This is a genomic window from Streptomyces sp. NPDC014995 (assembly GCF_043080745.1).
In the GTDB taxonomy this organism is placed as follows: domain Bacteria; phylum Actinomycetota; class Actinomycetes; order Streptomycetales; family Streptomycetaceae; genus Streptomyces.
The window spans coordinates 159,307-184,445 of record NZ_JBIBVX010000006.1 but is presented as its reverse complement, the minus strand read 5'-3'; the positions used below and the strand labels follow the sequence as shown (position 1 = coordinate 184,445).

Annotated in this window: 24 protein-coding genes; 11 read left to right on the top strand and 13 right to left on the bottom strand. The window is 72.0% G+C overall.

Going from position 1 to position 25,139, the window contains the following annotated elements:
- Positions 1-26: 26 nt before the first annotated feature.
- Genes ACF1A1_RS14470 through ACF1A1_RS14460 form a run of 3 tightly spaced genes read right to left on the bottom strand, consistent with a single transcriptional unit; the run spans position 27 to position 3,079 of the window.
- Entirely contained in the window at positions 27-1,160 is a 1,134-nt protein-coding gene (locus ACF1A1_RS14470) for an Mrp/NBP35 family ATP-binding protein (RefSeq protein WP_391999862.1), read from the bottom strand.
- 43 nt (positions 1,161-1,203) lie between these two features.
- Entirely contained in the window at positions 1,204-1,806 is a 603-nt protein-coding gene (locus ACF1A1_RS14465; protein WP_391999861.1) for a DUF1003 domain-containing protein, read from the bottom strand.
- Positions 1,796-3,079: a magnesium transporter MgtE N-terminal domain-containing protein gene (locus ACF1A1_RS14460; RefSeq protein WP_391999860.1), complete on the bottom strand. Its 1,284-nt coding sequence runs from the start codon at positions 3,077-3,079 to the stop codon at positions 1,796-1,798. Before ACF1A1_RS14460 ends, ACF1A1_RS14465 begins: the two co-directional genes overlap by 11 nt.
- A gap of 292 nt (positions 3,080-3,371) precedes the next feature.
- On the opposite strand from ACF1A1_RS14460, the gene ACF1A1_RS14455 reads away from it, so the two are divergent.
- Entirely contained in the window at positions 3,372-4,130 is a 759-nt protein-coding gene (locus ACF1A1_RS14455; RefSeq protein WP_391999859.1) for a hypothetical protein, read from the top strand.
- A gap of 57 nt (positions 4,131-4,187) precedes the next feature.
- On the opposite strand, the gene ACF1A1_RS14450 is transcribed toward ACF1A1_RS14455, so the two are convergent.
- Together ACF1A1_RS14450 and ACF1A1_RS14445 are read right to left on the bottom strand one after the other, a co-directional pair.
- Positions 4,188-4,703, bottom strand: a complete 516-nt coding sequence (locus ACF1A1_RS14450) for a hypothetical protein (protein ID WP_391999857.1) — start codon at positions 4,701-4,703, stop codon at positions 4,188-4,190.
- 23 nt (positions 4,704-4,726) lie between these two features.
- On the bottom strand, positions 4,727-5,842 hold the full coding sequence (locus ACF1A1_RS14445; protein ID WP_391999855.1) for a magnesium and cobalt transport protein CorA: 1,116 nt from the start codon (positions 5,840-5,842) through the stop codon (positions 4,727-4,729).
- Positions 5,843-6,334: 492 nt separating this feature from the next.
- Here ACF1A1_RS14445 and ACF1A1_RS14440 point away from each other — a divergent pair, with 492 nt between their 5' ends.
- The gene (locus tag ACF1A1_RS14440; protein WP_391999854.1) at positions 6,335-6,919 is read left to right on the top strand and encodes a suppressor of fused domain protein; all 585 of its coding nucleotides are present in this window, start codon (positions 6,335-6,337) and stop codon (positions 6,917-6,919) included.
- Between the two features lie 60 nt (positions 6,920-6,979).
- Here the strand turns inward: ACF1A1_RS14440 and ACF1A1_RS14435 are convergent, their stop codons facing one another.
- Positions 6,980-8,239 carry an MFS transporter gene (locus tag ACF1A1_RS14435; RefSeq protein ID WP_392000189.1) on the bottom strand — a complete coding sequence of 420 codons (1,260 nt, stop codon included), beginning with the start codon at positions 8,237-8,239 and terminating at the stop codon, positions 6,980-6,982.
- A 158-nt stretch (positions 8,240-8,397) separates the two neighbouring features.
- On the opposite strand from ACF1A1_RS14435, the gene ACF1A1_RS14430 reads away from it, so the two are divergent.
- The 3 genes from ACF1A1_RS14430 to ACF1A1_RS14420 all read left to right on the top strand — a co-directional run bounded on the left by ACF1A1_RS14430 (position 8,398) and on the right by ACF1A1_RS14420 (position 10,679).
- Complete coding sequence (locus tag ACF1A1_RS14430; RefSeq protein ID WP_391999853.1) at positions 8,398-9,039, top strand: DUF6758 family protein; 642 nt, start codon at positions 8,398-8,400, stop codon at positions 9,037-9,039.
- 119 nt (positions 9,040-9,158) lie between these two features.
- Positions 9,159-10,016, top strand: coding sequence for a PHP domain-containing protein (locus ACF1A1_RS14425; protein ID WP_391999852.1), 858 nt, complete (start codon positions 9,159-9,161; stop codon positions 10,014-10,016).
- A 57-nt stretch (positions 10,017-10,073) separates the two neighbouring features.
- Entirely contained in the window at positions 10,074-10,679 is a 606-nt protein-coding gene (locus ACF1A1_RS14420; RefSeq protein ID WP_391999851.1) for a MarC family protein, read from the top strand.
- A 100-nt stretch (positions 10,680-10,779) separates the two neighbouring features.
- On the opposite strand, the gene ACF1A1_RS14415 is transcribed toward ACF1A1_RS14420, so the two are convergent.
- Positions 10,780-10,932: a hypothetical protein gene (locus ACF1A1_RS14415; protein ID WP_007384531.1), complete on the bottom strand. Its 153-nt coding sequence runs from the start codon at positions 10,930-10,932 to the stop codon at positions 10,780-10,782.
- Positions 10,933-11,146: 214 nt separating this feature from the next.
- Here ACF1A1_RS14415 and ACF1A1_RS14410 point away from each other — a divergent pair, with 214 nt between their 5' ends.
- Complete coding sequence (locus tag ACF1A1_RS14410) at positions 11,147-12,052, top strand: NYN domain-containing protein (RefSeq protein ID WP_392000188.1); 906 nt, start codon at positions 11,147-11,149, stop codon at positions 12,050-12,052.
- Positions 12,053-12,136: 84 nt separating this feature from the next.
- On the opposite strand, the gene ACF1A1_RS14405 is transcribed toward ACF1A1_RS14410, so the two are convergent.
- Both ACF1A1_RS14405 and ACF1A1_RS14400 read right to left on the bottom strand, forming a co-directional pair.
- Positions 12,137-13,012, bottom strand: coding sequence for an alpha/beta fold hydrolase (locus ACF1A1_RS14405; protein WP_391999850.1), 876 nt, complete (start codon positions 13,010-13,012; stop codon positions 12,137-12,139).
- A 141-nt stretch (positions 13,013-13,153) separates the two neighbouring features.
- Positions 13,154-15,661, bottom strand: a complete 2,508-nt coding sequence (locus ACF1A1_RS14400; RefSeq protein WP_391999849.1) for a DEAD/DEAH box helicase — start codon at positions 15,659-15,661, stop codon at positions 13,154-13,156.
- A gap of 508 nt (positions 15,662-16,169) precedes the next feature.
- Here ACF1A1_RS14400 and ACF1A1_RS14395 point away from each other — a divergent pair.
- Complete coding sequence (locus ACF1A1_RS14395; protein ID WP_391999847.1) at positions 16,170-16,907, top strand: ferritin-like fold-containing protein; 738 nt, start codon at positions 16,170-16,172, stop codon at positions 16,905-16,907.
- Positions 16,908-16,995: 88 nt separating this feature from the next.
- Here ACF1A1_RS14395 and ACF1A1_RS14390 read toward each other — a convergent pair whose 3' ends face one another.
- The 4 genes from ACF1A1_RS14390 to ACF1A1_RS14375 all read right to left on the bottom strand — a co-directional run bounded on the left by ACF1A1_RS14390 (position 16,996) and on the right by ACF1A1_RS14375 (position 18,879).
- Entirely contained in the window at positions 16,996-17,265 is a 270-nt protein-coding gene (locus ACF1A1_RS14390; protein WP_391999846.1) for a hypothetical protein, read from the bottom strand.
- A 170-nt stretch (positions 17,266-17,435) separates the two neighbouring features.
- Positions 17,436-17,663 carry a DUF3107 domain-containing protein gene (locus ACF1A1_RS14385; RefSeq protein ID WP_030784015.1) on the bottom strand — a complete coding sequence of 76 codons (228 nt, stop codon included), beginning with the start codon at positions 17,661-17,663 and terminating at the stop codon, positions 17,436-17,438.
- 166 nt (positions 17,664-17,829) lie between these two features.
- A complete protein-coding gene (locus ACF1A1_RS14380; protein ID WP_189934265.1) occupies positions 17,830-18,471 on the bottom strand; it encodes a TetR/AcrR family transcriptional regulator in 642 nt (213 codons plus the stop codon).
- 192 nt (positions 18,472-18,663) lie between these two features.
- Complete coding sequence (locus ACF1A1_RS14375; RefSeq protein WP_391999844.1) at positions 18,664-18,879, bottom strand: hypothetical protein; 216 nt, start codon at positions 18,877-18,879, stop codon at positions 18,664-18,666.
- 197 nt (positions 18,880-19,076) lie between these two features.
- On the opposite strand from ACF1A1_RS14375, the gene ACF1A1_RS14370 reads away from it, so the two are divergent.
- The 4 genes from ACF1A1_RS14370 (at position 19,077) to ACF1A1_RS14355 (ending at position 24,956) form a co-directional block, all read left to right on the top strand.
- Positions 19,077-20,108, top strand: coding sequence for an alpha/beta fold hydrolase (locus ACF1A1_RS14370; protein WP_391999842.1), 1,032 nt, complete (start codon positions 19,077-19,079; stop codon positions 20,106-20,108).
- 200 nt (positions 20,109-20,308) lie between these two features.
- The gene (locus ACF1A1_RS14365; RefSeq protein WP_391999840.1) at positions 20,309-21,520 is read left to right on the top strand and encodes a DUF3152 domain-containing protein; all 1,212 of its coding nucleotides are present in this window, start codon (positions 20,309-20,311) and stop codon (positions 21,518-21,520) included.
- Positions 21,521-21,840: 320 nt separating this feature from the next.
- A complete protein-coding gene (locus tag ACF1A1_RS14360) occupies positions 21,841-23,640 on the top strand; it encodes a DUF3492 domain-containing protein (RefSeq protein WP_391999838.1) in 1,800 nt (599 codons plus the stop codon).
- A complete protein-coding gene (locus ACF1A1_RS14355) occupies positions 23,637-24,956 on the top strand; it encodes a hypothetical protein (RefSeq protein WP_391999836.1) in 1,320 nt (439 codons plus the stop codon). Before ACF1A1_RS14360 ends, ACF1A1_RS14355 begins: the two co-directional genes overlap by 4 nt.
- The last annotated feature ends 183 nt before the right edge of the window (positions 24,957-25,139 follow it).

Below are 25,139 nucleotides of genomic sequence, written 5' to 3'. Positions count from 1 at the left end.
TGCCCGACGGCGTCGAGAACCTCAGATCAGAACTTGTTCTTGGGAGTGATCCCCAGGGACAGTCCCGACAGCCCCCGCTGCCGGCCCCCCAGCTTCCCCGCGATCGAGCGCAGGGCGGAGCCCGCCGGGGAGTCCGGGTCGGTCAGCACGACCGGCTTGCCCTCGTCGCCGCCCTCGCGGAGACGGACGTCGATGGGGATGCTGCCGAGGACGGGGACGGACGTGCCCGTGGTGCGCGTGAGGCCGTCGGCGACCGTCTGGCCGCCGCCCGTGCCGAACACGTCGACCATCTCGCCGCAGTGGGGGCACGGGAGGCCGGACATGTTCTCGACGACGCCGACGATCTTCTGGTGGGTCTGCACGGCGATGGAGCCGGCCCGCTCGGCCACCTCGGCGGCGGCCTGCTGAGGCGTCGTCACGACCAGGATCTCGGCGTTCGGGACCAGCTGGGCGACGGAGATCGCGATGTCACCGGTGCCGGGCGGCAGGTCGAGGAGGAGCACGTCCAGGTCGCCCCAGTACACGTCCGCCAGGAACTGCTGGAGCGCCCGGTGGAGCATCGGACCGCGCCAGACGACCGGGGCGTTGCCCGGGGTGAACATGCCGATGGAGATGACCTTCACGCCGTTCGCGGACGGCGGCATGATCATGTTCTCGACCTGGGTGGGACGGCCGTCGGCGCCCAGCATGCGCGGCACGCTGTGACCGTAGATGTCGGCGTCGACGACACCGACCTTCAGACCGTCGGCCGCCATCGCCGCCGCGAGGTTCACCGTCACCGAGGACTTGCCGACGCCGCCCTTGCCGGAGGCGACCGCGTACACCCGGGTCAGCGAGCCCGGCTTGGCGAAGGGGACCTCGCGCTCGGTCTGGCCGCCGCGCAGGGCGGTCGCCAGCTCCTTGCGCTGCTCGTCGCTCATCACGTCGAGCGTGACGTCGACCCGGGTGACCCCCTCGACCCGGGAGACCGCCTCGGTGACGCGCTGGGTGATCGTGTCGCGCATCGGGCAGCCGGAGACCGTCAGGTACACGGTGACCGCGACCGCTCCGTCCGCACCGATCTCCACCGACTTGACCATCCCCAGCTCGGTGATGGGGCGGTTGATCTCGGGGTCGTTCACCGTCGCCAGTGCTTCGCGCACCGCGTCTTCCGTAGCCATAAGGACGATGGTACGGCGCCCGGCGGGCGCCCCGGGATGCCCGTCAGCGGTCGTCTGCGTCACGTCCGCGCGACCGTTCTGCCGCGACTGTCGGGAATACGCCGTGCCCGTCGTGCCGCCCGTCCAGTTCCTTGACGATGTCCTGCAGCTCCGAGCGGATCCAGTCCCGGGTGGCGACCTCGCCGAGCCCGATGCGCAGGGCGGCGATCTCGCGGGTGAGGTACTCCGTGTCCGCCATGGACCGCTCGTTCTGCTTGCGGTCCTGCTCCAGGTTGACCCGGTCGCGGTCGTCCTGCCGGTTCTGCGCGAGCAGGATCAGCGGGGCCGCGTAGGAGGCCTGGAGGGACAGCATCAGCGTCAGGAAGATGAACGGGTACTCGTCGAAGCGCAGGTCACGCGGCGCGGACACGTTCCACACCACCCACAGGATGATGACGATCGTCATCCAGACGATGAACCGTCCGGTGCCCAGGAAGCGCGCGATGCGTTCCGAGAGACGCCCGAAGGCCTCCGGGTCCCACTCGGGCAGGATCCGGCGGCGGGGCGGACGCGGCTGGTCCAGGCGGACACGCGGGCGGCCGGTGGCGGTGGCGGTGGCGCCCGCCAGGGTGCGCTCGATGCGGCCGCTCTCACGCTCAGGCACCATCGGACACCTCCCCCTCGGCCAGGTGGAACTCCGTCTCCCGCCAGTCCTCCGGCAGCATGTGGTCCAGCACGTCGTCCACGGTCACCGCGCCCAGCAGCGACCCCGCCTCGTCGACGACGGGCGCCGCGACCATGTCGTACGTCGCGAAGAACCCGGCGACGAGCGGCAGCGTGGCGTCCGGGGCCAGGGCCTGGAGGTCGTCGTCGAGGACCGCGCTGACCAGGGTGTACGGCGGTTCGCGCAGCAGGCGCTGGAAGTGGACCGTGCCGAGGTACTTGCCGGTGGGGGTCTCGTCGGGCGGGCGGCAGACGTAGACCTGGGCGGCGAGGGCGGGGGAGAGGTCGCGGTTGCGGACGCGGGCCAGGGCGTCGGCGACGGTGGCGTCGGGACGCAGCACGATCGGCTCGGTCGTCATCAGACCGCCCGCCGTGTGCTCCTCGTACGACATCAGGCGCCGCATGTCGGCCGCGTCGTCGGGCTGCATCAGGCTCAGCAGCCGCTCCTTGTCCTCCTCCGGGAGTTCGGCGAGCAGGTCGGCCGCGTCGTCGGGGTCCATGGCCTCCAGGACGTCCGCCGCGCGCTCCTCCTTCAGCTTGCCGAGGATCTCGATCTGGTCGTCCTCCGGCAGCTCCTCCAGGACGTCGGCGAGACGGTCGTCGTCGAGGGCGGCGGCGACCTCCGCCCGGCGCTTGGCGGAGAGGTGGTGCAGGACGTTGGCGAGGTCGGCCGGGCGCAGCTGCTCGAAGGTGGCGAGCAGGCTCTCGGCGCCCTGCCCGTGCTCCTCCAGCGAGAAACCGGTGACCGCCGACCACTCCACGGTCAGCCGCTCGCCCTTGCCGCGCCGGAAGGCACCCGCCTTCTTCCCCTTCCGCACGAAGACCCGGTCGATCTCCCAGTCCCGGCGGGCCGGCAACTGCTGTACTGACACGTCGAGGACGGTGACCTCCTCGCCGGTCTCGACGAGCGTGACGCGCCGGTCCAGCAGCTCGCCGAAGACGAGACGCTCGGTGGGCCGCTGCTCGAAGCGGCGGACGTTGAGCACGCCGGTGGTGAGGACCTGGCCGGACTCGATGCTGGTCACCCGGGTCATGGGCAGGAAGATGCGGCGGCGGGTGGGCAGTTCGACGACCAGCCCGAGCAGCCTCGGCGGACGCCGTCGGACCCGCAGCATGACGACCAGGTCGCGCACGCGCCCCACCGAGTCGCCGTTGGGGTCGAACACGGCGACACCGGCGAGGTGCGAGACGAAGACCCGGGGGACGCCCGCGGCCATGGCCGCACCTCCTTTTCGGTGCTCGTACGAGGCGATCGCCCGGGTGTGGACGGGACTGTCTGCCGGGGCGTTCGCCGACGTGTCTGCTGGGGGGATTCCTGGGCTGTTTCCTGGGCTGTTTCCTGTGAGGCTCTTTTCCCAATTGCCCACTCGTGCGGGCTTCAGGCTAGCCCGTCCCGATCGGGTACGCCCTGGTGAGGGGTCCGGACGGACTGGCTCCGCTCCTGGCCTGCCACCCCGGTACGCTGCCGTACGCCGCTCAGGACTTCCCCGCAGAAAGGCAGCCCCCTCTGTGACTGTGATTCCCCAGGGCCGTACCCATCGTCGGGCCGCGCTGGTGAGCGCGATGTGCGCACTGGCCGTGACGGGCCTGGGAGTGACGGGGTGCAGTGAGGATCCGGACGCGGGCACGAACGGGGTCGGCAAGCTGTCGGCCGACCGGATCCAGGCGAAGACGAAGGCGGCCGCGGGCGCGGTCGACGCGGTGCGGCTGTCCGGGACCGTGGTCGCCGGCGGGAAGTCGTACAAGCTCGACATGCGCCTGAAGCCGGACGGCGGCACCGGGTCGGTCACCGCGGAGGGGGTGGCCTTCCACCTGCTGCGGGTCGGAGAGCAGCTGTACCTGAAGGCGGACGCGGCGTTCTGGAAGAACGAGGACGGCAAGGCCGGCACCAGCGACTCGGACACGGCGGCCGCCGACAAGCTCGACGGCAAGTACGTGAAGGTGCCGACCGGCGACCCCTCGTACAAGAAGTTCAGCGGCTTCACGGACAAGGACCTCCTTCTCGGCGATCTGTTGACGCTGCACGGTGCGCTGGGCAAGGACGGGCACCACGAGCAGGCGGGCGTGCGCACGATCCGCATCACCGGCGACGGCGGCTCCGGCGGCACGCTGGACGTCTCCCTGGAGGGCAAGCCGTACCCGTTGCGCCTGGTGCGCGCGGGCGGCGCGGGCACGCTGAGCTTCTCGGCCTGGGGCCAGGACTTCGCCCTGGAGGAGCCGGCGAAGGGCGAGACGGTGGACTACGGCAAGGAGCTGCCGACCTCCTGAACGATCCGCTCCGCCGCTCGGCCATGACGACGTCGGCGGCGGGCCGTGCCCGGCTCGCTACTTTCTCTTGCGCCTCTTCAGCAGCAGCCGCGGCAGACCGGCGGGAACCGCCCGACGGGTCGTGGCCGGCGAGGGCAGCGGAGCCTCGGCCAGGGAACCCTCGGGCAGCGGCAAGGTACCCCCGGCCGGTTCCAGGCGGAGCACTCTGCACTCCCGCGCCCACCGCTCGGTCATCGCCTCGCCGTCGGGCGCGTTCAGCCGCTTGCCCTTGAGCTCGCCGACGGCCGCGTCCCACGCCTCGGTGCCGGGGGCGAGCTGGACGACCCGCGCGGTCCAGGAGACCAGCCGGCCTCCCTTGTCCTTGCTGCGGACGGTCACCTCGGCCGACGAGCCGTCGGTCAGCCCCGGCAGCGGCTGCTCGCCGGACCCGTCGCCGACCAGGCACGCCGCGCCCTCGTGCCACACGTGCCACAGCGCCCGGGCAGCCGGTTCGCCGGCCCCCTTGACCCAGATGAGGCCGGACTTCTTGGTGGCCTCCTCGACGAGGGCCTGGTCGAGCAGCTCGCGTGTCATGGCTTCACCCTATCCAGGCGCGCTCACAGCCAGCCGTTGCGCTTCAGCGTGCGGTGGATGCCCAGACAGAGCATCACCGTGACGCCCATGATCACCGGGTAGCCGTACTTCCAGTGCAGCTCCGGCATGTGGTCGAAGTTCATGCCGTACACACCGCACACCATGGTCGGTACGGCGATGATGGCCGCCCAGGAGGTGATCTTGCGCATGTCCTCGTTCTGCGCGACGGACGCCTGCGCGAGGTTGGCCTGGAGGATCGAGTTGAGCAGCTCGTCGAAGCCGACGACCTGCTCCTGGACGCGGGCGAGGTGGTCGGCGACGTCCCGGAAGTACTTCTGGATGTCGGGGTCGATCAGCCGCATGGGCCGCTCGCTGAGCAGCTGCATCGGGCGCAGCAGCGGCGAGACCGCCCGCTTGAACTCCAGTACCTCGCGCTTGAGTTGGTAGATCCGGCCGGCGTCCGTGCCGCGCGGGGCACCCTTGCGGCCCGGTGAGAAGACCTCGGTCTCGACCTCGTCGATGTCGTCCTGCACGGCGTCCGCGACCGCGATGTAGCCGTCGACCACGTGGTCGGCGATGGCGTGCAGCACGGCCGAGGGGCCCTTGGCGAGCAGCTCGGGATCGTCCTGGAGGCGGTGGCGCAGCCCGCGCAGCGAGCCCTGGCCGCCGTGCCGGACGGTGATGAAGAAGTCCTTGCCGGTGAAGCACATGACCTCGCCGGTCTCGACGACCTCGCTGTTGGCGTCGAACTGCTCGTGCTCGACGTAGTGGATGGTCTTGAAGACGGTGAACAGGGAGTCGTCGTAACGCTCCAGCTTGGGGCGCTGGTGGGCCTGGACGGCGTCCTCCACGGCCAGCGGGTGCAGCCCGAACTCGCTCGCGATACCGGCGAATTCGGCCTCGGTCGGCTCGTGCAGCCCGATCCACACGAAGCCGCCGTCGCGCCGCACGTGCCGCATCGCCTCGTGCGGGGTGAGCGGTGCCGCGGTCTGCACGCGGGCGCCGTCGCGGTAGACGGCGCAGTCGACGACGGCCGAGGGCGTGGCCGGGTCGCGGGTGGTGTCGTACGCGCCGCTGTCCTTGCGCAGGGACGGGCGGGACGGGCGGACGGCTGCGCGCAGGTCGCGGATCATCGACATGGCAGGCTCCTTCGCGGCGGGCAACGAAAGGCGCCGACGACGGGTGGAACTACCCGGAATGGGGACGTCCTGACTGCGGATGTTTGGCACGTCCACAAAGCGGGGAGCACCGCACCGTCGCGGTGGCGGGTTTCGCTACTGATTCGGCTACTGCTCAGATCAGACGGATCGAATGGATCGGACAGATCCGGCAGATCCGGTAAAACGAAACGAAGTGCTCTTCCGTGTGAAGACGCGAGCGCGAGAGGCGGCGGTCGGCCGGAGCCACAGAGCTACATCAGCGGCGGGAAGAGCGAGTGGTACTGCACGGTCGACTTCGATCCATGACAGCCCCACCTCCTCCTGCCGGTCCCCCGTGGGGGAATCTCTTCGGCGTCGGGGCTTGATCGCGACGCTTCTGCGTGCTGCCCCGAACCACCGGGCAAGAGTATCAGCCGACGGAAGTGTCAAGGCGCTGCTTTGCCCGGTACTGACGAGTTCTATTCTCGCGACATGACTGATGTTCTCCCTTTGGTCGAGGCCCGGTTGCTTACCGCGCTGGGCGAGCCGGACGCCCGCGCGGCGATCACCTTCCTCGGTACGGACCGCATCGAGGTGCTGCGCTTTCACGAGGGCGACATCGTCCGCTACGCCACGCTCGGCATGTCCGCGCAGCCGATGGGTGACCCCACCGCGCTGATCACCGACCCGGTCAAGGGTCCGCGCGCGGAGCTGCTCCTGTCCGTGCGCGGCGGTCTCGCCGACACCGACAAGGTGCTCCGCCCGCTCGCCGTGCTCGCCGCGTCCCCGCAGGTCGAGGGTGTGATCGTGGCCCCCGGCGCCTCCCTCGACGTCGGTGGGCCGCTGTGGCCGGGCGCGCCGTTCACCTCGGTGCTGGTCGCCGAGCCGGGCGGTCTGGTGGAGGACCTGGAGCTCGACGAGCCCCTCGACCCGGTGCGTTTCCTGCCGCTGCTGCCGATGACCCCGAACGAGGCGGCCTGGAAGCGTGTGCACGGCGCCCAGGCCCTCCAGGAGCGCTGGCTGACGCACGGGACGGACCTCAGGGACCCGTCCCGGAGATCCGTCCCGCTGGACTGACGCCGGGTGAGGAAGATCACCAACCGGCGGCCCGCACGCGTCAGTTGACCCGGCGTCGGTTCAGCCGGCGGGAACGGTGACCCCGTCCTCCGCCGCGTGCCGCGGCTCGCGCCCCTCGGCGAGGGGCGTTCCCCCGCCCGAGGGAAGCCGGGAGTGGGGGAGCGTGAGCGCCTTGCGCCGTACGACGACCACGAGCGCGCCCACGGCCGCGGTGACCGCCGCCACCACGAACGGGATGTGGACGTCGGTCCACTCCTCGATCTTCGGCGCGAAGTAGGGCGCGGCCGCCGCCGCGAACCACCGCACGAAGTTGTAGCCCGCGCTCGCCACCGGGCGCGGGGCGTCCGAGACGCCCAGGGCGAGCTCCGTGTACACGGTGTTGTTCACGCCGATGAAGGCGCCGGACAGGATCGTGCAGACGACGGCCGCGGTGTGGTCGCCGTAGCCGAGGACCAGCACGTCCGCGGCGAGCAGCAGCAGCGAACCGCCGAGCACCTTCAGCGAGCCGAACCGCTCCTGTAGGCGCGATGCCACGACGACCGAGAAGACGGCGAGCAGCACACCCCAGGCGAAGAAGACCGCGCCCGACCGGTAGGGCGTCATGTTCAGCACGAACGGCGTGAAGGCCAGCACGGTGAAGAACGTGTAGTTGTAGAAGAACGCCGAGACCGCCGCCGAGGCGAGACCGCCGTGGCCCAGCGCCTTCACCGGGTCGAGGAGGGAGGTCTTGCGCGCGGGCCTGGGCTGCTCCTTCAGGAACGCCGCGATGCACAGGAAGCCGACCGCCATCAGGAACGCGGTGCCGAAGAAGGGGTAGCGCCAGCTCGCGTCGCCGAGCAGTGCGCCCACCAGGGGTCCGCACGCCATCCCGAGGCCGAGGGCCGACTCGTACAGCAGGATCGCCGCGGCGCTCCCTCCGGCGGCCGCCCCGACGATCACCGCGAGGGCCGTGGAGACGAAGAGGGCGTTGCCCAGCCCCCAGCCGGCGCGGTGGCCGACGAGCTGCCCGACCGTGTCGGAGGTGCCGGCCAGGCCCGCGAAGACCACGACGAGGGCCAGCCCGAGCAGCAGGGTCCTGCGGCCGCCGAGGCGGCTGGAGACGAAGCCGGTCAGCAGCATCGCCAGGGCGGTGATCAGGAAGTAGGAGGTGAAGAGGAGGGAGACCTGGCCGGCGGAGGCGTCCAGGCCCCGGGCGATGGACGGCAGGATCGGGTCCACGAGCCCGATGCCCATGAAGGCGACGACGGACGCGCCGGCGGTCGCCCAGACCGCCTTGGGCTGCCGCAGGATGCCGTCGGCTCCCGCGTCGAAGGGGTCCATGACTGCTCCGATCCGGACGTGGATGGTTGGCATATGCACATAGTAAGTTAGTGGTTCTAATTAATGCAATCTACATCTATCTGTTGCGACCGCCTGCTTCCGCCCGGACGGGTGATCGTCCTTGACGTGGAGGGGAAGGGGTAGGACCGTGGAGCCCTATGAGGGGCGAACCCAGTTGCCCGAAGTGTGGTGGCCGGGTCAGGGCTCCCGGACTCTTCGCCGATTCCTGGCAGTGCGATGTGCACGGGACGGTGCATCCGCTGCAGCCCGTGATCCCGCCCAGCGTCGAGGCCCTCAGTGTCGTCGTGCACCGCACGCAGGTGCCGGTGTGGATGCCATGGCCGCTGCCGGTCGGCTGGCTGTTCACGGGCGTGGCGTACGCCGGTGACGACCGCAGCGGTGGCCGGGCGTCCGTCGTCGCCTGCTCCGGTCCCGGTCCGCTCGGTGGGGTGGGCGAACTCGTCCTCATCGCCGAGGAACTCGGCGTCGGACTCGGTGCGCGCTACGCCGGGATCGACGGCCCGGACCCCGGCCCGTACCTGAACGTCGAGAAGCCGCCCCAGGCCAAGGTCCTGGCCGCCGGCCGGCCCACCCCGCTGTGGCACGTCTCCGGCGCCCCCGACGACCGTGCGGTCTTCGCGGGTGAGGCGCTGGGGCTGTGGCTGTGGGCGGTGGTCTGGCCCGAGCAGTCCGGGCTGCTGATGTACGACGAGCTGGTGCTGACGGACCTGCGGGACGCCGGCGCCGAGGTGGAGCTGGTGCCCTGTGGGGCGCTGTCGCCGAGGCTGCTGAAACCGTAGCGGGCGCTGTGTGGACGCTGTAGGGGGCGTACCCGGGGTGCGGGTGTGACAGAGGTCGTTCGATTTCCCGTTATGCTGAAGCGTCCCCATCCGTCCCGTCACCGCCTGGAGCCCGCGTCGTGCGTATCGATCTGCACTGCCACTCCACGGCCTCGGACGGTACGGACACCCCGGCCGAGCTGGTCCGCAACGCGGCCGCGGCCGGGCTGGACGTCGTCGCGCTGACCGACCACGACACCACGCGCGGGCACGCCGAGGCGATCGCGGCGCTGCCGCCGGGGCTCACCCTCGTCACCGGGGCCGAGCTGTCCTGCCGTATCGACGGCATCAGCATGCACATGCTGGCCTACCTCTTCGACGCCGAGGAGCCCGCCCTGCTCGCCGAGCGGGAGCTCGTGCGCGACGACCGGGTGCCGCGGGCCAAGGGCATGATCGCCAAGCTTCAGGGGCTGGGCGTCCCCGTCACCTGGGAGCAGGTCGCACGGATCGCGGGCGACGGGTCCGTCGGACGGCCGCATGTCGCGACCGCGCTGGTGGAACTGGGCGTCGTCCCGACCGTGAGCGACGCGTTCAGCCAGGACTGGCTGGCCGACGGCGGGCGGGCCTACGTCGAGAAGCACGAGACCGACCCCTTCGAGGCGATCCGGCTGGTCAAGGCCGCGGGAGGGGTCACCGTCTTCGCCCACCCGGCCGCGAGCAAGCGGGGCCGTACGGTGCCGGAGTCCGCGATCGCCGAGTTGGCCGCCGCCGGCCTCGACGGCATCGAGGTCGACCACATGGACCACGACCCGGACACGCGCGCCCGGCTGCGTGGGCTCGCCAAGGAGCTGGGGCTGCTCGTGACCGGGTCCAGCGACTACCACGGCAGCCGGAAGACCTGCGTGCTCGGCGAGTACACGACCGACCCCGAGGTGTACGGGGAGATCACGCGGCGGGCGACCGGGGCGTTTCCCGTCCCGGGGACCGGCGGGGTCTGAGGATCACCCCCGCTCGTCCACGTTCCGTTTCTCTTCTCCCGCAAGGCCTCAGTACTGATGTTCGACGTTGCCGTCTTCGGCTCTCTGTTCCTCACCCTTTTTGTCATCATGGATCCCCCTGGGATCACCCCGATCTTCCTCGCGCTGACTTCCGGACGCCCCGGCAAGGTGCAGAAGCGGATGGCCTTCCAGGCCGTCTGTGTGGCCGGCGGGGTGATCACCGTCTTCGGGCTCCTCGGGCACCAGATCCTCAACTACCTGCATGTGTCCGTGCCCGCGCTGATGATCGCGGGCGGGCTGCTGCTCCTGCTGATCGCGCTGGACCTGCTCACCGGCAAGACCGACGAGCCGAAGCAGACCAAGGACGTCAATGTCGCGCTCGTCCCGCTGGGTATGCCGCTGCTGGCCGGTCCCGGCGCGATCGTGTCGGTCATCCTGGCCGTGCAGAAGGCCGACAGCGCCGCCACGCAGGTGTCGGTGTGGGCGGCGATCGTCGCCATCCATGTCGTGCTCTGGCTGGTGATGCGCTACTCGCTGCTGATCATCCGGGTCATCAAGGACGGCGGTGTGGTCCTGGTGACGCGGCTCGCGGGCATGATGCTCTCCGCGATCGCCGTGCAGCAGATCATCAACGGGGTCACGCAGGTGATCCGGGGGAGCTGAACACCTGCCGGGCGCCGGGGTGTGAACAGACGCGGAGCCCCGTACGCCATCCGAGTGATGCCGTACGGGGCTCCGAAGTATGTGTAAGGGACCCGCGGGGTTACGAGGCCGAGGTGTCGGCCGGACGGATCCACAGCCGCTGCCCGATGGCGGCGGCCTGCTGAACGATCCGGTTGACGGAGGCGGCGTCCACGACGGTGCTGTCCACGGGTGTGCCGTCGACGTCGTCGAGTCGCATGATTTCGAAGCGCATGGCTTCTCCCTTCGTCTGGTCATCCTCCTGAGGAGAACTACTGGTGTGTGGCCCACGGGACGACGGTGCCCCCTGTTCCATACGTATTCAACGCGGTGCTTGTTACAAACATTCCCTACGCTAAGGAAATTTTTCGAACGTCTAATTACTAACGGGTAAGAGTCCTGGTGGACCGAACGGGACCGGTTGTGTTCGCAGCGTGACCGCCGGGACAATGGAGGTGATGAACGACGACCTCGCGGCCCTCGCCGCCCGTATCGACCGCACGAACGAGCTGCTGACCCGCATGCTCGCCGAGGTGGCGAAGACACCCTCGACCCATGCGATCTTCGTCGACGCGGGGTACCTGTACGCGGCCGCGGGCCGGCTGGTCGCCGGGACCGAGGACCGCCGGGCCTTCGACCTGGACGCCGAAGGCCTGATCGAGGCGCTCATCGACCGGGCCCGCACCATATTCGCGGACAGCCGGCTGCTGCGGGTCTACTGGTACGACGGCGCCCGGCGCCGCATCCACACCGCCGAGCAGCAGTCCATCGCCGAACTCCCGGACGTGAAGGTCCGGCTGGGCAACCTGAACGCCAACAACCAGCAGAAGGGCGTCGATTCACTGATCAGGTCGGACCTGGAGTCCCTCGCCAGGCACCGGGCGATCAGCGACGCGGCGCTGCTGGGCGGCGACGAGGACCTGGTGTCGGCGGTCGAGGCGGCGCAGGGCTACGGCGCCCGCGTCCACCTCTGGGGCATCGAGGCCCCGGAGGGCCGCAACCAGGCCGAACCCCTCCTCTGGGAGGTCGACAGTCAGCGCACCCTCGACCTCGACTTCTTCAAGCCGTACGTCTCACGTCGCACCGCCCCCGCCTACGAGGCGGCCGGCGCGACCCGGCCCACCCGCGAGGACGTCCGCTTCGTCGGCGCCCAGATCGCCGCGAAGTGGCTGGCCGCCCGGGGCAGGGAGTCCCTCGTGGAACTGCTGCCCGGCCACCCCTACCTGCCCGGCTCCGTCGACCAGGACCTCCTGGTCGAGGCGGAGGGCGTCCTCCAGTACTCGCTGCGCGGCCAGGCGGACCTCAGACGCGCGCTGCGCGACGGGTTCTGGGATCACTTGCAGGCGCAGTACTAAGGGCTCCGGCCACTCCGGGCCGGCACTCCTTGCTGGTGCTCCTGGCCGGCAGTCCTGGCCGCCGCTCCGTGCTGGTACTTCCGGCTAGTACTGCTGGGGGTGCTTGTCCCAGAAGTCGGCGAGGGCGTGGGCGGTCGGCAGGGGCTGGTCCATGTTGGGGGAGTGCTCGGCACCCGGGATGACCGTCCGGTCCGCGCCCAGGCGTACGGCCATGTCGTCCAGGACGGTCACCGGCCAGGTGTCGTCGCGTGCGCCCGACAGGACGTGGAACGGCAGTGGCACGGCGGCGAGTTCGGTGACCCGGTCCGGCTCGACGAGCAACTGGCGGCCGGTGGCGAGGAGTTGGGCGGGCTTGTGGTTCAGCCAGCGCCGGCGCAGGAGTGCGAGCTCGCCGAAGCCGCGGGCGGGCCCGCCGACCTCCTCCGGCGGGCCCATCGCCAGGATGGCCTGCCACACCTCGGGCATCGTCATCACCGCGAGCGCGTCGTGCAGCAGCTTCACGCGCTGCTGCTGGGACGGGGAGATCTGCCCGGGACCCGAGGCGAGCAGGGTGAACGAGATGAAGGGGGAGTGGTCCAGGAGGACGGCGGCCCGGGCGATCTGACCGCCCAGGGAGTGCCCGACGAGGTGCAGGGGCGTGTCGAGGGCGGCCGCCTGGGCGAGCACGTCCCGCGCCAACTCCTGCTGGGCGTACGGCGCTTCGTCGTCCGCAGGCCCGTCCGACTCGTTCTGCCCGCGCCCGTCCACGGCGATGGTCCGGTACCCGCGCGCCGCCAGGGGCTCGTGCAGGAAGTGGAAGTCCTCCTTGCTCCCGGTGAACCCGGGGAGCAACAGCGCGACACCCCGGGGCTCGGCCCCGGTCGCCACGGGCGCGTCGACGACGGCGAACTCACCGCGCGCCGTCCGCAGGTGGTAGGCGCGAGCTCCGGCGGGAGGGGTGAAGCTGATCGGCGTGGTCACGGGGTGAGGCTACCGGGAGAGCGGGGTGAGGTGGAGGGAGACCGTGCGGGGCGTGGGCGAGTCCCCGGGGCAACGCCGACGGCCCGGCTCCTCCGTGAGGGAGAGGCCGGGCCGTCCTGGCCGGGTGATCCTGCCGGGCGATCAGCTGTCCGCGGGCTCCGCGGCGACCGTCGCCTTGCGCGTACGCCGCGCCTTGGGCTTCGCGTCGGCCGCGTCGGCCGCCGCTTCCGCCGGAGCCGCCGCGGTGGTCTTGCGGGTGCGGCGGGGCTTGGGCTCCGGTTCCGCGGTGGCCTGGGCCGGGATGTCGGCGGTGGTGACCGTCTCCGGCTGGGTGGCCTTGCGGGTGGTGCGGCGGCGGGGCTTGGCCTCGGTGCCCTCGGCGGTGTCGAGGGCTGCCTCGGCGGGTGCGGTGGCCGCGGTCTTGCGGGTGCGGCGGGGCTTGGCCTCGGCGGCTTCGGCGGTGTCGACGGCGGCTTCGGCCGCGGTGGCCGTCGCCTTGCGCGTGCGGCGCGGCTTGGCCTCCGTCGCTTCCGGTGCCGTTTCCGTGGCCTCGGCGGTCGCGGCGGCCGTCTTGCGGGTCCGGCGCGGCTTGGTCTCCGTGGCCTCGGCGGTGTCGACGGCGGCTTCCGCAGTCGCCGTCGCCTTGCGCGTGCGGCGCGGCTTGGCCTCCGTGCCTTCCGCCGTGTCGACCGCAGCCTCGGCCGCCGCGGTGGTCTTGCGGGTGCGGCGGGGCTTGGGCTCCGGTTCCGCGGTGGCCTGGGCCGGGATGTCGGCGGTGGTGACCGTCTCCGGCTGGGTGGCCTTGCGGGTGGTGCGGCGGCGGGGCTTGGCCTCGGTGCCTTCGGCGGTGTCGATGGCTGCCTCGGCCGTCGCCGCGGTCTTGCGGGTGCGGCGCGGCTTGGTCTCCGTCGCTTCCGCAGGCGCCGTCTCCGGGGCCTCGGCGGTGTCGGCCGCGGACTCGGCCGGGGCCGTCGCCCTGCGGGTGCGGCGGCGCGGCTTGGCCTCCACGGCTTCCGCCGTGTCGACGGCGACCTCGGCGGCCGGGGTCTCCGTCACCGTCTCCGCCACGGGCTCCGCCGGGGTGTCCGCGCCACGACGGGTGCGGCGACGGCGCGGCTTCTCCGGGGTCTCGGGCGTGTCGAGGGCCGGGCCCTCCGCCGTCGTCACGGCCGCCTCCGCGGCCTCCGGGACGGTGGTCTCGACGGGCGTGGCCGGCGCGGCGGCGACAGCCTCCGGCGCGGCCCCGCCCCGCGTACGGCGCCGACGGCGCGGCGTACGGGAGGAAGCCGTCTCCTCCGCCACGGGGGTCTGCTCGGCGGCCGGCGCCCCGTCGAGCGGGGTCCCGCTCCGCGTACGACGGCGGCGGCGCGGCGTACGGGCGGAGCGCTCACGGTCGTCGGAGCGGGACTCGTCCCGGGCGGCCCGGCGGTCACCGCGACCGCGGCCGCCACGGCCGCCCGGCTCGCCCAGGTCCTCGAGCTCCTCCGCTGCCAGCCCGGCACGCGTGCGCTCCGAGCGCGGCAGGACACCCTTGGTGCCCGGGGGGATGCTCATTTCCTCGAAGAAGTGCGGGGACGTGGAGTACGTCTCCGGCGGGTCGTTGAAGTTCAGCTCCAGCGCCTTGTTGATGAGCTGCCAGCGCGGGATGTCGTCCCAGTCGACGAGCGTGATCGCGATGCCCTTGGCACCCGCTCGGCCCGTACGGCCGACGCGGTGCAGGTACGTCTTCTCGTCCTCGGGGGACTGGTAGTTGATGACGTGGGTCACGCCCTCGACGTCGATGCCGCGGGCGGCGACGTCGGTGCAGACGAGGACGTCGACCTTGCCGTTGCGGAAGGCGCGCAGCGCCTGCTCGCGGGCTCCCTGGCCGAGGTCGCCGTGGACCGCGCCGGAGGCGAAGCCGCGCTGCTGGAGCTGGTCGGCGAGGTCGGCCGCGGTGCGCTTCGTACGGCAGAAGACCATGGCCAGTCCCCGGCCGTCGGCCTGCAGGATGCGCGCGACCATCTCGGGCTTGTCCATGTTGTGCGCGCGGTACACGTGCTGCGAGATGTTCGCGACGGTCACGCCCTCGTCGTCCGGCGCGGTGGCGCGGATGTGCGTGGGCTGCGACATGTAGCGGCGGGCGAGACCGATGACCGCGCCCGGCATGGTGGCCGAGAACAGCATGGTCTGGCGCTTCGCCGGAAGCATGTTGATGATCTTCTCGACGTCGGGCAGGAAGCCCAGGTCGAGCATCTCGTCGGCCTCGTCGAGGACGAGGGACTTGATGTGCTTCAGGTTCAGCTTCTTCTGGCCCGCGAGGTCCAGCAGGCGGCCCGGGGTGCCGACGACGACGTCGACGCCCTTCTTGAGGGCCTCGACCTGGGGCTCGTAGGCCCGGCCGCCGTAGATGGCGAGGACGCGCACGTTGCGCACCTTGCCCGCGGTCAGCAGGTCGTTGGTGACCTGCGTGCACAGCTCGCGCGTGGGAACGACGACGAGCGCCTGCGGGGCGTCGGTGAGGTCTTCGGGCTTCGCGCGTCCGGCCTCGACGTCGACGGGGACGGTGACGCGCTCGAGGAGCGGCAGGCCGAAGCCGAGCGTCTTGCCGGTGCCGGTCTTGGCCTGGCCGATGACGTCCGTGCCCGACAGGGCCACGGGGAGCGTCATCTCCTGGATGGGGAAGGGGGTGGTGATGCCGACGGCTTCCAGGGCCTCGGCGGTCTCGGGGAGGATCCCGAGCTCTCGGAACGTCGTAGTCAGGGTGCTGCCTCTTCTGTGTGCGCGGTGCGAGGCGAGCGCGGGGGTCGTGTCGGACCGTGGCGGGGACGTCGGCCGCCTCACGGGCTGGCCGTCAGAACACGGGACCTCTGCCGACGCTCTAGCGCTCGTACCGCTGAGGGGGTCCCTCCGATCGTCGTACGCACAGTGCCGTACGGTCAGGGAGGGCTGTCGGGTCGGAGCCGATCGGGCCACCGACCGGGCATCCTCATACGTGCGGCCCGTCGAGATACGTCGAAGTACTCAGCAGGCGCATTACCACCATACCCCGGAATCGCGCACATGCGATGGCCGATTCGGTCACGTTGTGGTTGTCACACCGACGGGTCCGGTCCTTCGGGTCGTCGGCAGCACGCTGACTGAGCAGGGACTTCCGTCCTGCGGCGGGCGGGCTATTGTGCGCTTCATGACGACCTCTGACAAGCCTGAGAACGCCGCCACCGGTATCGCCGCCCAGGACTGGGCGAACGCCTCCACGGATCCCCAGTACCGGGCCGCGGTCGTGGACCTGCTCGGTGCGCTCGCGTACGGCGAGCTGGCGGCGTTCGAACGGCTCGCTGAGGACGCCAAGCTGGCGCCCTCGCTGGAGGACAAGGCGGAGCTGGCGAAGATGGCGTCGGCCGAGTTCCACCACTTCGAGCGGCTGCGGGACCGGCTCACGGAGATCGGTGAGGAGCCGACGCTCGCGATGGAGCCGTTCGTGGCCGCGCTCGACGGCTTCCACAAGCAGACGGCCCCCTCCGACTGGCTGGAGGGGCTGGTCAAGGCGTACGTCGGCGACTCGATCGCCAGCGACTTCTACCGCGAGGTCGCGGTGCGCCTGGACTCCGACACCCGCGCCCTGGTGCTGGCGGTGCTCGACGACACCGGCCACGCCGGTTTCGCCGTGGACCGGGTGCGCGCGGCGATCGACGCGGACCCGCGCGTGGGCGGACGCCTCGCGCTGTGGGCGCGGCGGCTGATGGGTGAGGCCCTGTCGCAGTCCCAGCGGGTGGTCGCGGACCGCGACGCGCTGTCGACGATGCTCGTGGGCGGTGTCGCGGACGGCTTCGACCTCGCCGAGGTCGGCAGGATGTTCTCCCGGATCACCGAGGCGCACACCAAGCGGATGGCCGCGCTGGGCCTGGCCGCGTAACGCTGTGCGGGGCCGGTTCCGAACCTCGGGCGGCTGCGGGCGGTGTGTGGCGTGTCGCGCGTCCCCGCGCCCCTCGCCGGGTGCCGTCCTAGGCTGTGACTGATCGTCGGCGGAGCCGGCCCGCCGGGCGCAGCAGCAGGGAGAGCGAGGCGGCGGAGACGACCGCCGCGCCGAGGAGGCTCAGCAGTGCGGAGCCGGGGCCGAGCGCGCTGTGGGTGACGAAGTCACCGAACAGGGCTCCGGCGACGCCCGTCGCGAACACCAGGGTGGGCGTGGGCAGCCGGTGGGACAGCCGGTGGACCGCCGCCCAGGCGAGCACCAGACCGAGCACAGCGGAGCCGAGCGCTTCCAAGATCATGCGAGTCCCTCCCAGACGGCCGGGCTGTGCATTCAGGTCGTAGCCCGTCATACCCGTGACCTGCGGAATGCAATCCTCCTGTGGGGTCGAGTCGTGCGCCATCCGTGGAGAAACACGCGAGAGGGGCCCGACAGCGGATGGCTGTCGGGCCCCTCTCGCGTGGTGTCGGCCTACAGCGCGCCGAAGCCCACCTTGCGCGGGGCCGGCTCGCCCAGCTCGACGTAGGCCAGGCGGTCGGCCGGGACCAGGACCTTGCGGCCGTGCTGGTCCACGAGGCTGAGCAGCTGTGACTTCCCGGCCAGTGCCTCGGCCACCACGCGCTCGACCTCCTCGGGAGTCTGACCGCTCTCCAGAACGATCTCGCGGGGCGCGTGCTGCACGCCGATCTTGACCTCCACGGCTATGTCCCTCCGACGGTCAGTGATGCGCGGGCGTCCGCGCCGTACGCTGCACACATTAGCCCGGTGAGGGGACGGACATCGCGCGGCCGTCCACGCCAGGAGCGAACAGCGGGCGGGAACAAACGGCCGACGGGTGCGCGCCCGGTGCCGCGGTGGGCTCGGCTCAGTGCTGCTCGGTGCCGTGCAGCGGGAAACCGGCGATGCCGCGCCAGGCCAGGGAGGCCAGCAGTTGCACCGCCTCGTCGCGCGGGACGCTGCGGTCGCTGTGCAGCCAGGAGCGGGCCACCACCTGGGCGAGGCCGCCGAGGCCGGAGGCCAGCAGCATCGACTCCGCGCGCGAGAGACCGGTGTCCTCGGCGATGACGTCGCAGATCGCCTCGGCGCACTCGTTGGTGACCTTGTCGACGCGCTCGCGCACCGCGGGCTCGTTCGTCAGGTCGGACTCGAAGACCAGGCGGAAGGCGCCGCCGTCGTCCTCGACGTACGCGAAATAGGCGTCCATCGTCGCGCGGACGCGCTGCTTGTTGTCGGTCGTCGAGGCGAGCGCGCCCCGCACGGCCTGGATGAGCGACTCGCAGTGCTGGTCCAGCAGGGCGAGGTAGAGGTCGAGCTTGCCCGGGAAGTGCTGGTAGAGCACCGGCTTGCTGACGCCGGCGCGCTCGGCGATGTCGTCCATCGCGGCCGCGTGGTAGCCCTGTGCGACGAAGACCTCCTGGGCGGCGCCCAGCAGTTGGTTCCGTCGGGCGCGGCGCGGCAGGCGCGTGCCTCTCGGGCGTGCCGCCTCAGTCTGCTCGATGGCTGTCACGCCGCCTCCCAAAGTCGTCCTCATCGCGGTGTGCCGCCGCGCCGCCATCGTACTTTTCGGTAACCGTGCTGTGCGCGCTGTGGCCGCAGAATTTCACGGACCGGACGGCGACGGAAGTAGTATGCAAAGTTTGAAACTGGGGTGTTCTGGGCAAAATGCGGCCCTGCTCCCGGTCGGCGCACGGCGCCGGTGTCAGCGGTAGTCGTCCTCGTCGAGCGAGACGACACGGGCCTGTTCGACGAGGTCGGCCTCGTTCGCCCGGGCGGGGTCGACGCCCTCCAAAGGGTCGTCGCGCTCCGGTGCGACGGCCGCCTGCTGCTCGGCGGCGTCGTTCTCCGGAGCCTCGACGTCGAACTCCTCGACGTCGTCGTCCTCGAACGTCTCGGGGTCGGTGGGGTCGATAGCCATGGCGGGCTCCCTTCCTACGAACGTCCCTGAAGATGCAGGGGCCACACGCGGGTGCCCTCTGTACGAGCCTAGGAGACACCCTTTTCGGACGCTATGCGATGTGCCCACGAATCACGCCGCTATCTCCACACGATCGACCAGGTGTCTGTGACGGCGGACACACCAGTCGGGGCGTGATCGTCTCGTAACATTGCGGCATGTCTTCGACCGAGCTGCCGTCCGTGCCGCCCACCAGTGTGCTGCCGAACGCGGAGTCCGTCAGGGTCGCCGAGGGCGAGCGGCTCCGATCGGTCGGACTGCCGGGTGTCACCCTGACGATCCGTTCCAGGCCACCCGCGAGCGAGGGCCTCGAACCCGCGCTGTACGTGCACGGGCTCGGCGGTTCCTCGCAGAACTGGTCCGCGCTGATGGCGCTGCTCGACGGGGTCGTCGCGAGCGAGGCCGTCGACCTGCCCGGCTTCGGTGACTCCCCACCGCCGGACGACGGCAACTACTCCGTCACGGCACACGCGCGTGCCGTCATCCGCTACCTCGACGCGTCCGAACGCGGGCCCGTCCACCTCTTCGGCAACTCCCTCGGCGGCGCGGTGTCCACCCGCGTCGCCGCGGTCCGGCCCGATCTCGTCCGCACACTCACGCTCGTCTCGCCCGCCCTGCCCGAGTTGCGCGTGCAGCGCACCGCGGTCCCGACGGGGCTCCTCGGCATGCCCGGCCTGGCCCCTCTCTTCACCCGGTTCACCCGTGAGTGGACGGCGGAACAGCGCGTCCGCGGCGTCACGGCCCTGTGCTACGGCGACCCCGGGAGGATCACGCCGGAGGCGTTCCGCCACGCGGTGGAGGAGATGGAGCGCCGGCTGCGACTGCCGTACTTCTGGGACGCGCTGACGCGCTCCGCGCGCGGTCTGGTCAGCGCCTACACCCTGGGCGGCCAGCACGGGCTGTGGCGCCAGGCCGAGCGCGTCCTCGCCCCGACGCTCCTCGTCTACGGCGGCCGCGACCAGCTCGTCGGCTTCCGCATGGCCCAGAAGTCCGCGCGCAGTTTCCGTGACTCCCGTCTGCTCACGCTGCCGAACGCGGGACACGTGGCGATGATGGAGTATCCGGAGACGGTGGCCATGGCGTTCAAGGAACTGCTGGCGGAGACGAGGTCGAGGACGGGTCCGGGAACCGGCAGGAGCTCCGGGCCGTTGTCCGAACGGGCCGGCGGGTCCGCCGGTGCGGGGAGCTGAGGGGGGTCGTGGGACGCCATAGTCGACGAGGGCCCGCGCCCAGGAGCGCGCCGCAGAGCGGTACGGGCACGGGGAGCGCCTCACCGGGTGCCGCGCAGGGGGATGCGCGAGGTGGCCGCGTCCAGGGGGCTGATCGGCCCGCCGACGGCACGCCGGCCCGTGGGGTGCCCCGGCTGCCCGACGGTACGCCCGCTCGCGGTGTGCCCAGATCTCCCGGCGGGACGCCGGCCCACGGCACGCCCCGGCTGGCCGACGGCACCCCCGCCCACGGCTTCCCCCAGGTCCGTGGCGGCCATCCCCAGCAGCGTGAAGGCGGGGGCGGCTGGGGGGAGTTGAGCGGGCGGACGGCGGCCGGCTCCGGTCCCATGATTCCCCGTCAGCGGCCCGGGGTCCCGGGTGCGCCGCGCCAGGAGTACCTCGACGCCTTCGCGGAGGAGAGCGACGACGTCTTCACGCGCCGCAGGCCGGTGTCCGTCGCCGCGTCCGTGGGGCACGCGCACGACCCGTACGCCTCCGTCACCGACTGGGATGCCGGCCCCCGCCGGGCCGTCCCCGCCGCCGACGACGACGCGCCGCCCGCCGGTGAACCCGTCCCCGCCAAGGGCGCCAAGGGGCGGACGTTCACCGGGATCGCGGCCGCCGCGGTCACCACCGTGCTGGCCGTGGTGGTGGCCGGGCAGGTCACCGAGGCGCGGGACGCGGACTCCGCCCAGTCGCAGTCCGCGACGGACCAGGCCGCCCGCGACGCCCGCGACACCGCCACACGCGGGGACGACCGGTCGAGCCCGTCCCCGCCGGCCGGCGTGACGCCGCTGACGTACGAGCAGAAGATGAGCGAGCGGTACGCGCTCAGCGCCACGCTCAAGGGGCCGGGGAAGTTCGACGCGGTGCCGGGTATCGACAAGGCGCCCGGCAAGGGGCGGAAGTACACCTACCGCGTGGATGTGGAGCAGGGGCTGGGGCTCGACGCCGAACTGTTCGCACAGGCCGTGCAGAAGACGCTGAACGACGACCGCAGTTGGGCCCACAACGGCGCACGGACCTTCGAACGGATCTACTCGGGCAAGCCCGACTTCGTCATCACGCTCGCCAGCCCCGGCACCACCGCCGACTGGTGCGCGAAATCCGGCCTGGACACCACTGTGGACAACGTCTCCTGCGACTCGGCCGCCACCGAGCGCGTGATGATCAACGCATACCGGTGGGCGCAGGGATCGAAGACCTACGGTGACGCCATGCAGGCCTACCGCCAGATGCTCATCAACCACGAGGTCGGCCACCGGCTCGGCTACAGCCACGTGACCTGCGACAAGAACGGTGAACTCGCGCCGGTCATGCAGCAGCAGACGAAGTTCCTCGAATACGACGGGATCCGGTGTCTGCCCAACCCCTGGCCGTACCCCAGGAGTTGACCAACGGCTCACATGTCACCTCGACCCGCGCCTGAACCCCGCCGGATCGCGCGGGCGCTCGCGGTGGCCCACCCCGTCGCCGTCCTCGACGAGGAGCCCCTCTCCGCGCTCGACGGGGTATGCGTCGTAACGCTTCGCGATCAAGCGATCCCCTAGCGCGACGAAACGCGACCCGTACAGGAAAGTTACGACCGTTCACCCCTTTTGGTGGTGCGACGGACAACCGTCCGTCGCGCCACCACCTTGTCCGCATACGTTCTTCCCGCTGCGAGCCGTCGGGTCAACGACGGCTCCCCAAACGGGAGATCGGGGGTGCACACGTGCGCATCGGACTGCTTACGGAGGGTGGCTATCCGTATGTGAACGGTGACGCCGGACTCTGGTGCGACCGGCTCGTGCGCGGACTGGGGCAGCACGAGTTCGACCTCTACGCGCTCAGCCGCAGTCAGCACCAGGAGGCCGCCGGCTGGGTCGAGCTGCCACCGCAGGTCGGCCGGGTGCGTACGGCGCCGCTGTGGAAGGCGGAGGACGACGGGGCTGCGTACGGGCGCCGTGCGCGCCGGCGCTTTGCCGAGCACTACGGCGAGTTGGTCGCCGTCCTGTGCGAGGGGGGTCCCGTCGACGCCTCCGAGGACCGTTTCGCTTCTCAGGCGGACCGTTTCAGCAACGCGCTGTACGGACTCGCCGACCTCGCTCGTGACGAGGGCGGGCTGGTGGGAGCGCTCCGCTCGGAAGGCGCCGTGCGCGCCCTGGAGCGCGCCTGCCGAGCGCCCGGCGCGCAGCGTACGGCGCGTGAGGCGCGCGTATCCGACCTGCTCGCCGTGGCCGCCGGACTGGAACGCCAGCTGCGCCTCCTGTCGCTCGACTGGTACGGGGCCGACGGGGCCGACGGCCTCGGCTCGGTCGACCTCTGCCATGCCACGTCCGGGGGTGCCGCCGCCCTGCCGGGGCTGGTGGCGCGGCACTTCTTCGGGGTGCCGCTCGTGGTGACGGAGTACGGGGTGCGGCTACGGGCGCACTACTTGACCGCCGGTGCCGGTGCCGGCGCTGATGTCTCGGCAGCTTCGGCAGCTTCGGCAGCTTCGGCCGCCTCGGCCGCCTCGGTCGTCTCGTCCTCCCCGGGATCCGCCCCCGCCGTGCGGGCTCTGCTCGCCGTCTTCCACGGACGGCTCGCCACCGAGGCGTACCGGCAGGCGGCGTGCGTCACGGCCGGGAACGCGCACGTCCGCCGGTGGCAGGAGCGGTGCGGCGCCGACCGCGCCAAGCTGCGCACCGTCTACCCGGGCATGGAGGCCGCCCGATTCGCCGAGGTGGGCGACACCCCGGACACCGCCGATCCACGCACGTTGGTCTGGGTCGGCCGGGTGGAACCGGCCAAGGACCTGGTGTCCCTGCTGCACGCCTTCGCGGAGATCCGCAAGGAGGAGTCCGGGACCCGGCTGCGGATCATCGGCGGGCCGAGCGGGGACGAGGGGCAGGCGTACCTCGGCCACTGCCGGATGCTGGCCGCGCAGCTCTTCCCCGACGAGGCGGACGGGCCGCACTCCGTCGGCGACAACCCCGTGTCCTTCGAGGAGATCGACACCCCGGAGGTGCCCGGCCTCGCGGAGGCGTACGCGGGGGGTGCCGTCGTGGTCCTGTCCAGCGTCGTCGAGGGCTTCCCGGTGGGCTTGGTCGAGGCCATGTTCTGCGGGCGCGCGACCGTGTCGACGGACGTCGGCGCGGTGGTCGAGGTCATCGGCGGCACGGGGCTGGTCGTGCCGCCGCGCAACCCGCGGGCGCTCGCGGAGGCCTGTGTGGCGCTGTTGCGCGATCCCGAGCGCCGTGCGCGCCTGGGCGCGGCCGCCCGCGCACGCGCCCTCGAACTCTTCACGGTCGAGCAGAACGTCGCGGCCTTCCACGGCATCTACCTGGAGACCGTCTCCCGCAGCCCGGTCCACCGGGTCGTCCTCGACGAGGCCGGCGAGCCCCGGCCGTTCGCCGTCCCGGCGGAGGCGTGGCTGCCGGACCGGTGGACCGGCCTGGGCGGGCCGGCCACCGCTTCGCGCGGGAACGGCGGGGCGGCGGGAGCGCCGGTACGGGCCGTGCCGCCGGCCGTTGTGACGAAGGGGGCGCGATGAGCGGCCTGGGTGAACTGGACCGGCCCGGCCCACCGGAGGGCTCCGGGGCGTGGGACGAGCGGTCGGAAGGGTGGCTCTCGGGGGACGGGGACGAGGACGATGCGGGGGAGAGCCGTGAGAAGGGGAGCGGTTCCTCCCTTCCGGACAGGGCCTCGGACGCGCCTTCCCCCACCCGGCCCGCCCCGGTTGCCGCACCCTCTCGCAAGCCCCTCACCGCCCGCCGAGGCGCCGCAGACCCGGTGAAGGGCCTGATGCACCGCCACCGCGAACTGTGTGAGCGGGCCGTCGACCCCCTGGAGATCGCGGCCGCCCTGGAGGCCCACGGCGTCACCGACCGGACCGCCGCCCGGTTCCGGCACCGGAACGTCTTCTCCCTCGCGGAGGAGATGTACGCCCGCGTCCCCCGCGACGGCGACACGCCCCCGCGCCCGGCGGCGCCCGACGTGATCCCCCGGGCGCGCGCGGACTGGGCGCTGCTCACGCTGCTGCCGGGTGCCCTGTGCGCCGGGACCGTCGTGGGACTGCGCCTCACCGAGGGCCAGACGCGCCTGTTCGTGGTGATCGCGGGCATCCTCGCCGTGGTCCTCGCCCTGCGCGCGGCCCTCCGCCGGGGGCCGCTGAGTCCGCACGGCCGGACCCGCGCGGGACGGCACCGGACCGGTGGCCGGACCTGCTGGCTCCTCGCCTACGCGGCCCTCGGCGACGGTGTCCTGCGCGCCGCCGTCGCCGGCGGCCCCGACGGCGTGCCCACCGGGGTCGGCGACGGCTCGTGGCCCCTTGCCACCGCCCCCCTGGTCGCCCTCGCGCTGGCCTGCGCCCCCGCCGCCTGGAGCGCGCACCTGTTCGCCGTCCGCGCCCTGCGCAGGCTCGACAGCAGCCGCGGCCTGGAGGAGTTCGCGGCCTCCGTGCAGCCGCTGCTGCTCGGCACGTTCCTGCTGTTCCTGGGTGCGCTCGCGGCACTGACCGGCCTGTGCGCGGCGGCCCTCGGTGAACCCGCCGGGCATGCCCAGACCCTCACCCTGGGCGCGCTCCTCTTCCTCGCCCGTCTCCTGACCGTGCACGGCTTCACCCACGCCCCGGCACTCGTCCTCGGGGCCGCCGGCGGCGCCGAGGCGGTCGCCCTGGCCACCGTCTTCGCGGGCCGGCTGCCCGGCTGCGGCTTCCTGGCCACCCCCGTCGACGCCCTCCTGGCCGCCTGCGGCCCGGCGGGCGTCCCCGCCCTCTGCTGCGGGGCTGCGGCCCTGACCCTGCTGGTCCACGCGGCCCGCACACTCACCAGGGCCTCCGCCCACGCACGTACGGACCAGCCGTGCTGACGCGCAGCCACCCGACCGCGCTCCGGCAGCCGTCCGTCCCACGACCACCGCGCGCAGCGCCACCCCCACCGTGCACGGACCGCACGACGCATGCGCTCCTCCACCCACGCACAATCCCCGAAGGAGAAACGAGATGACCACCTCCCGATCCGGAGCGACCGGGGCCACCGGGGCACCCGCGGT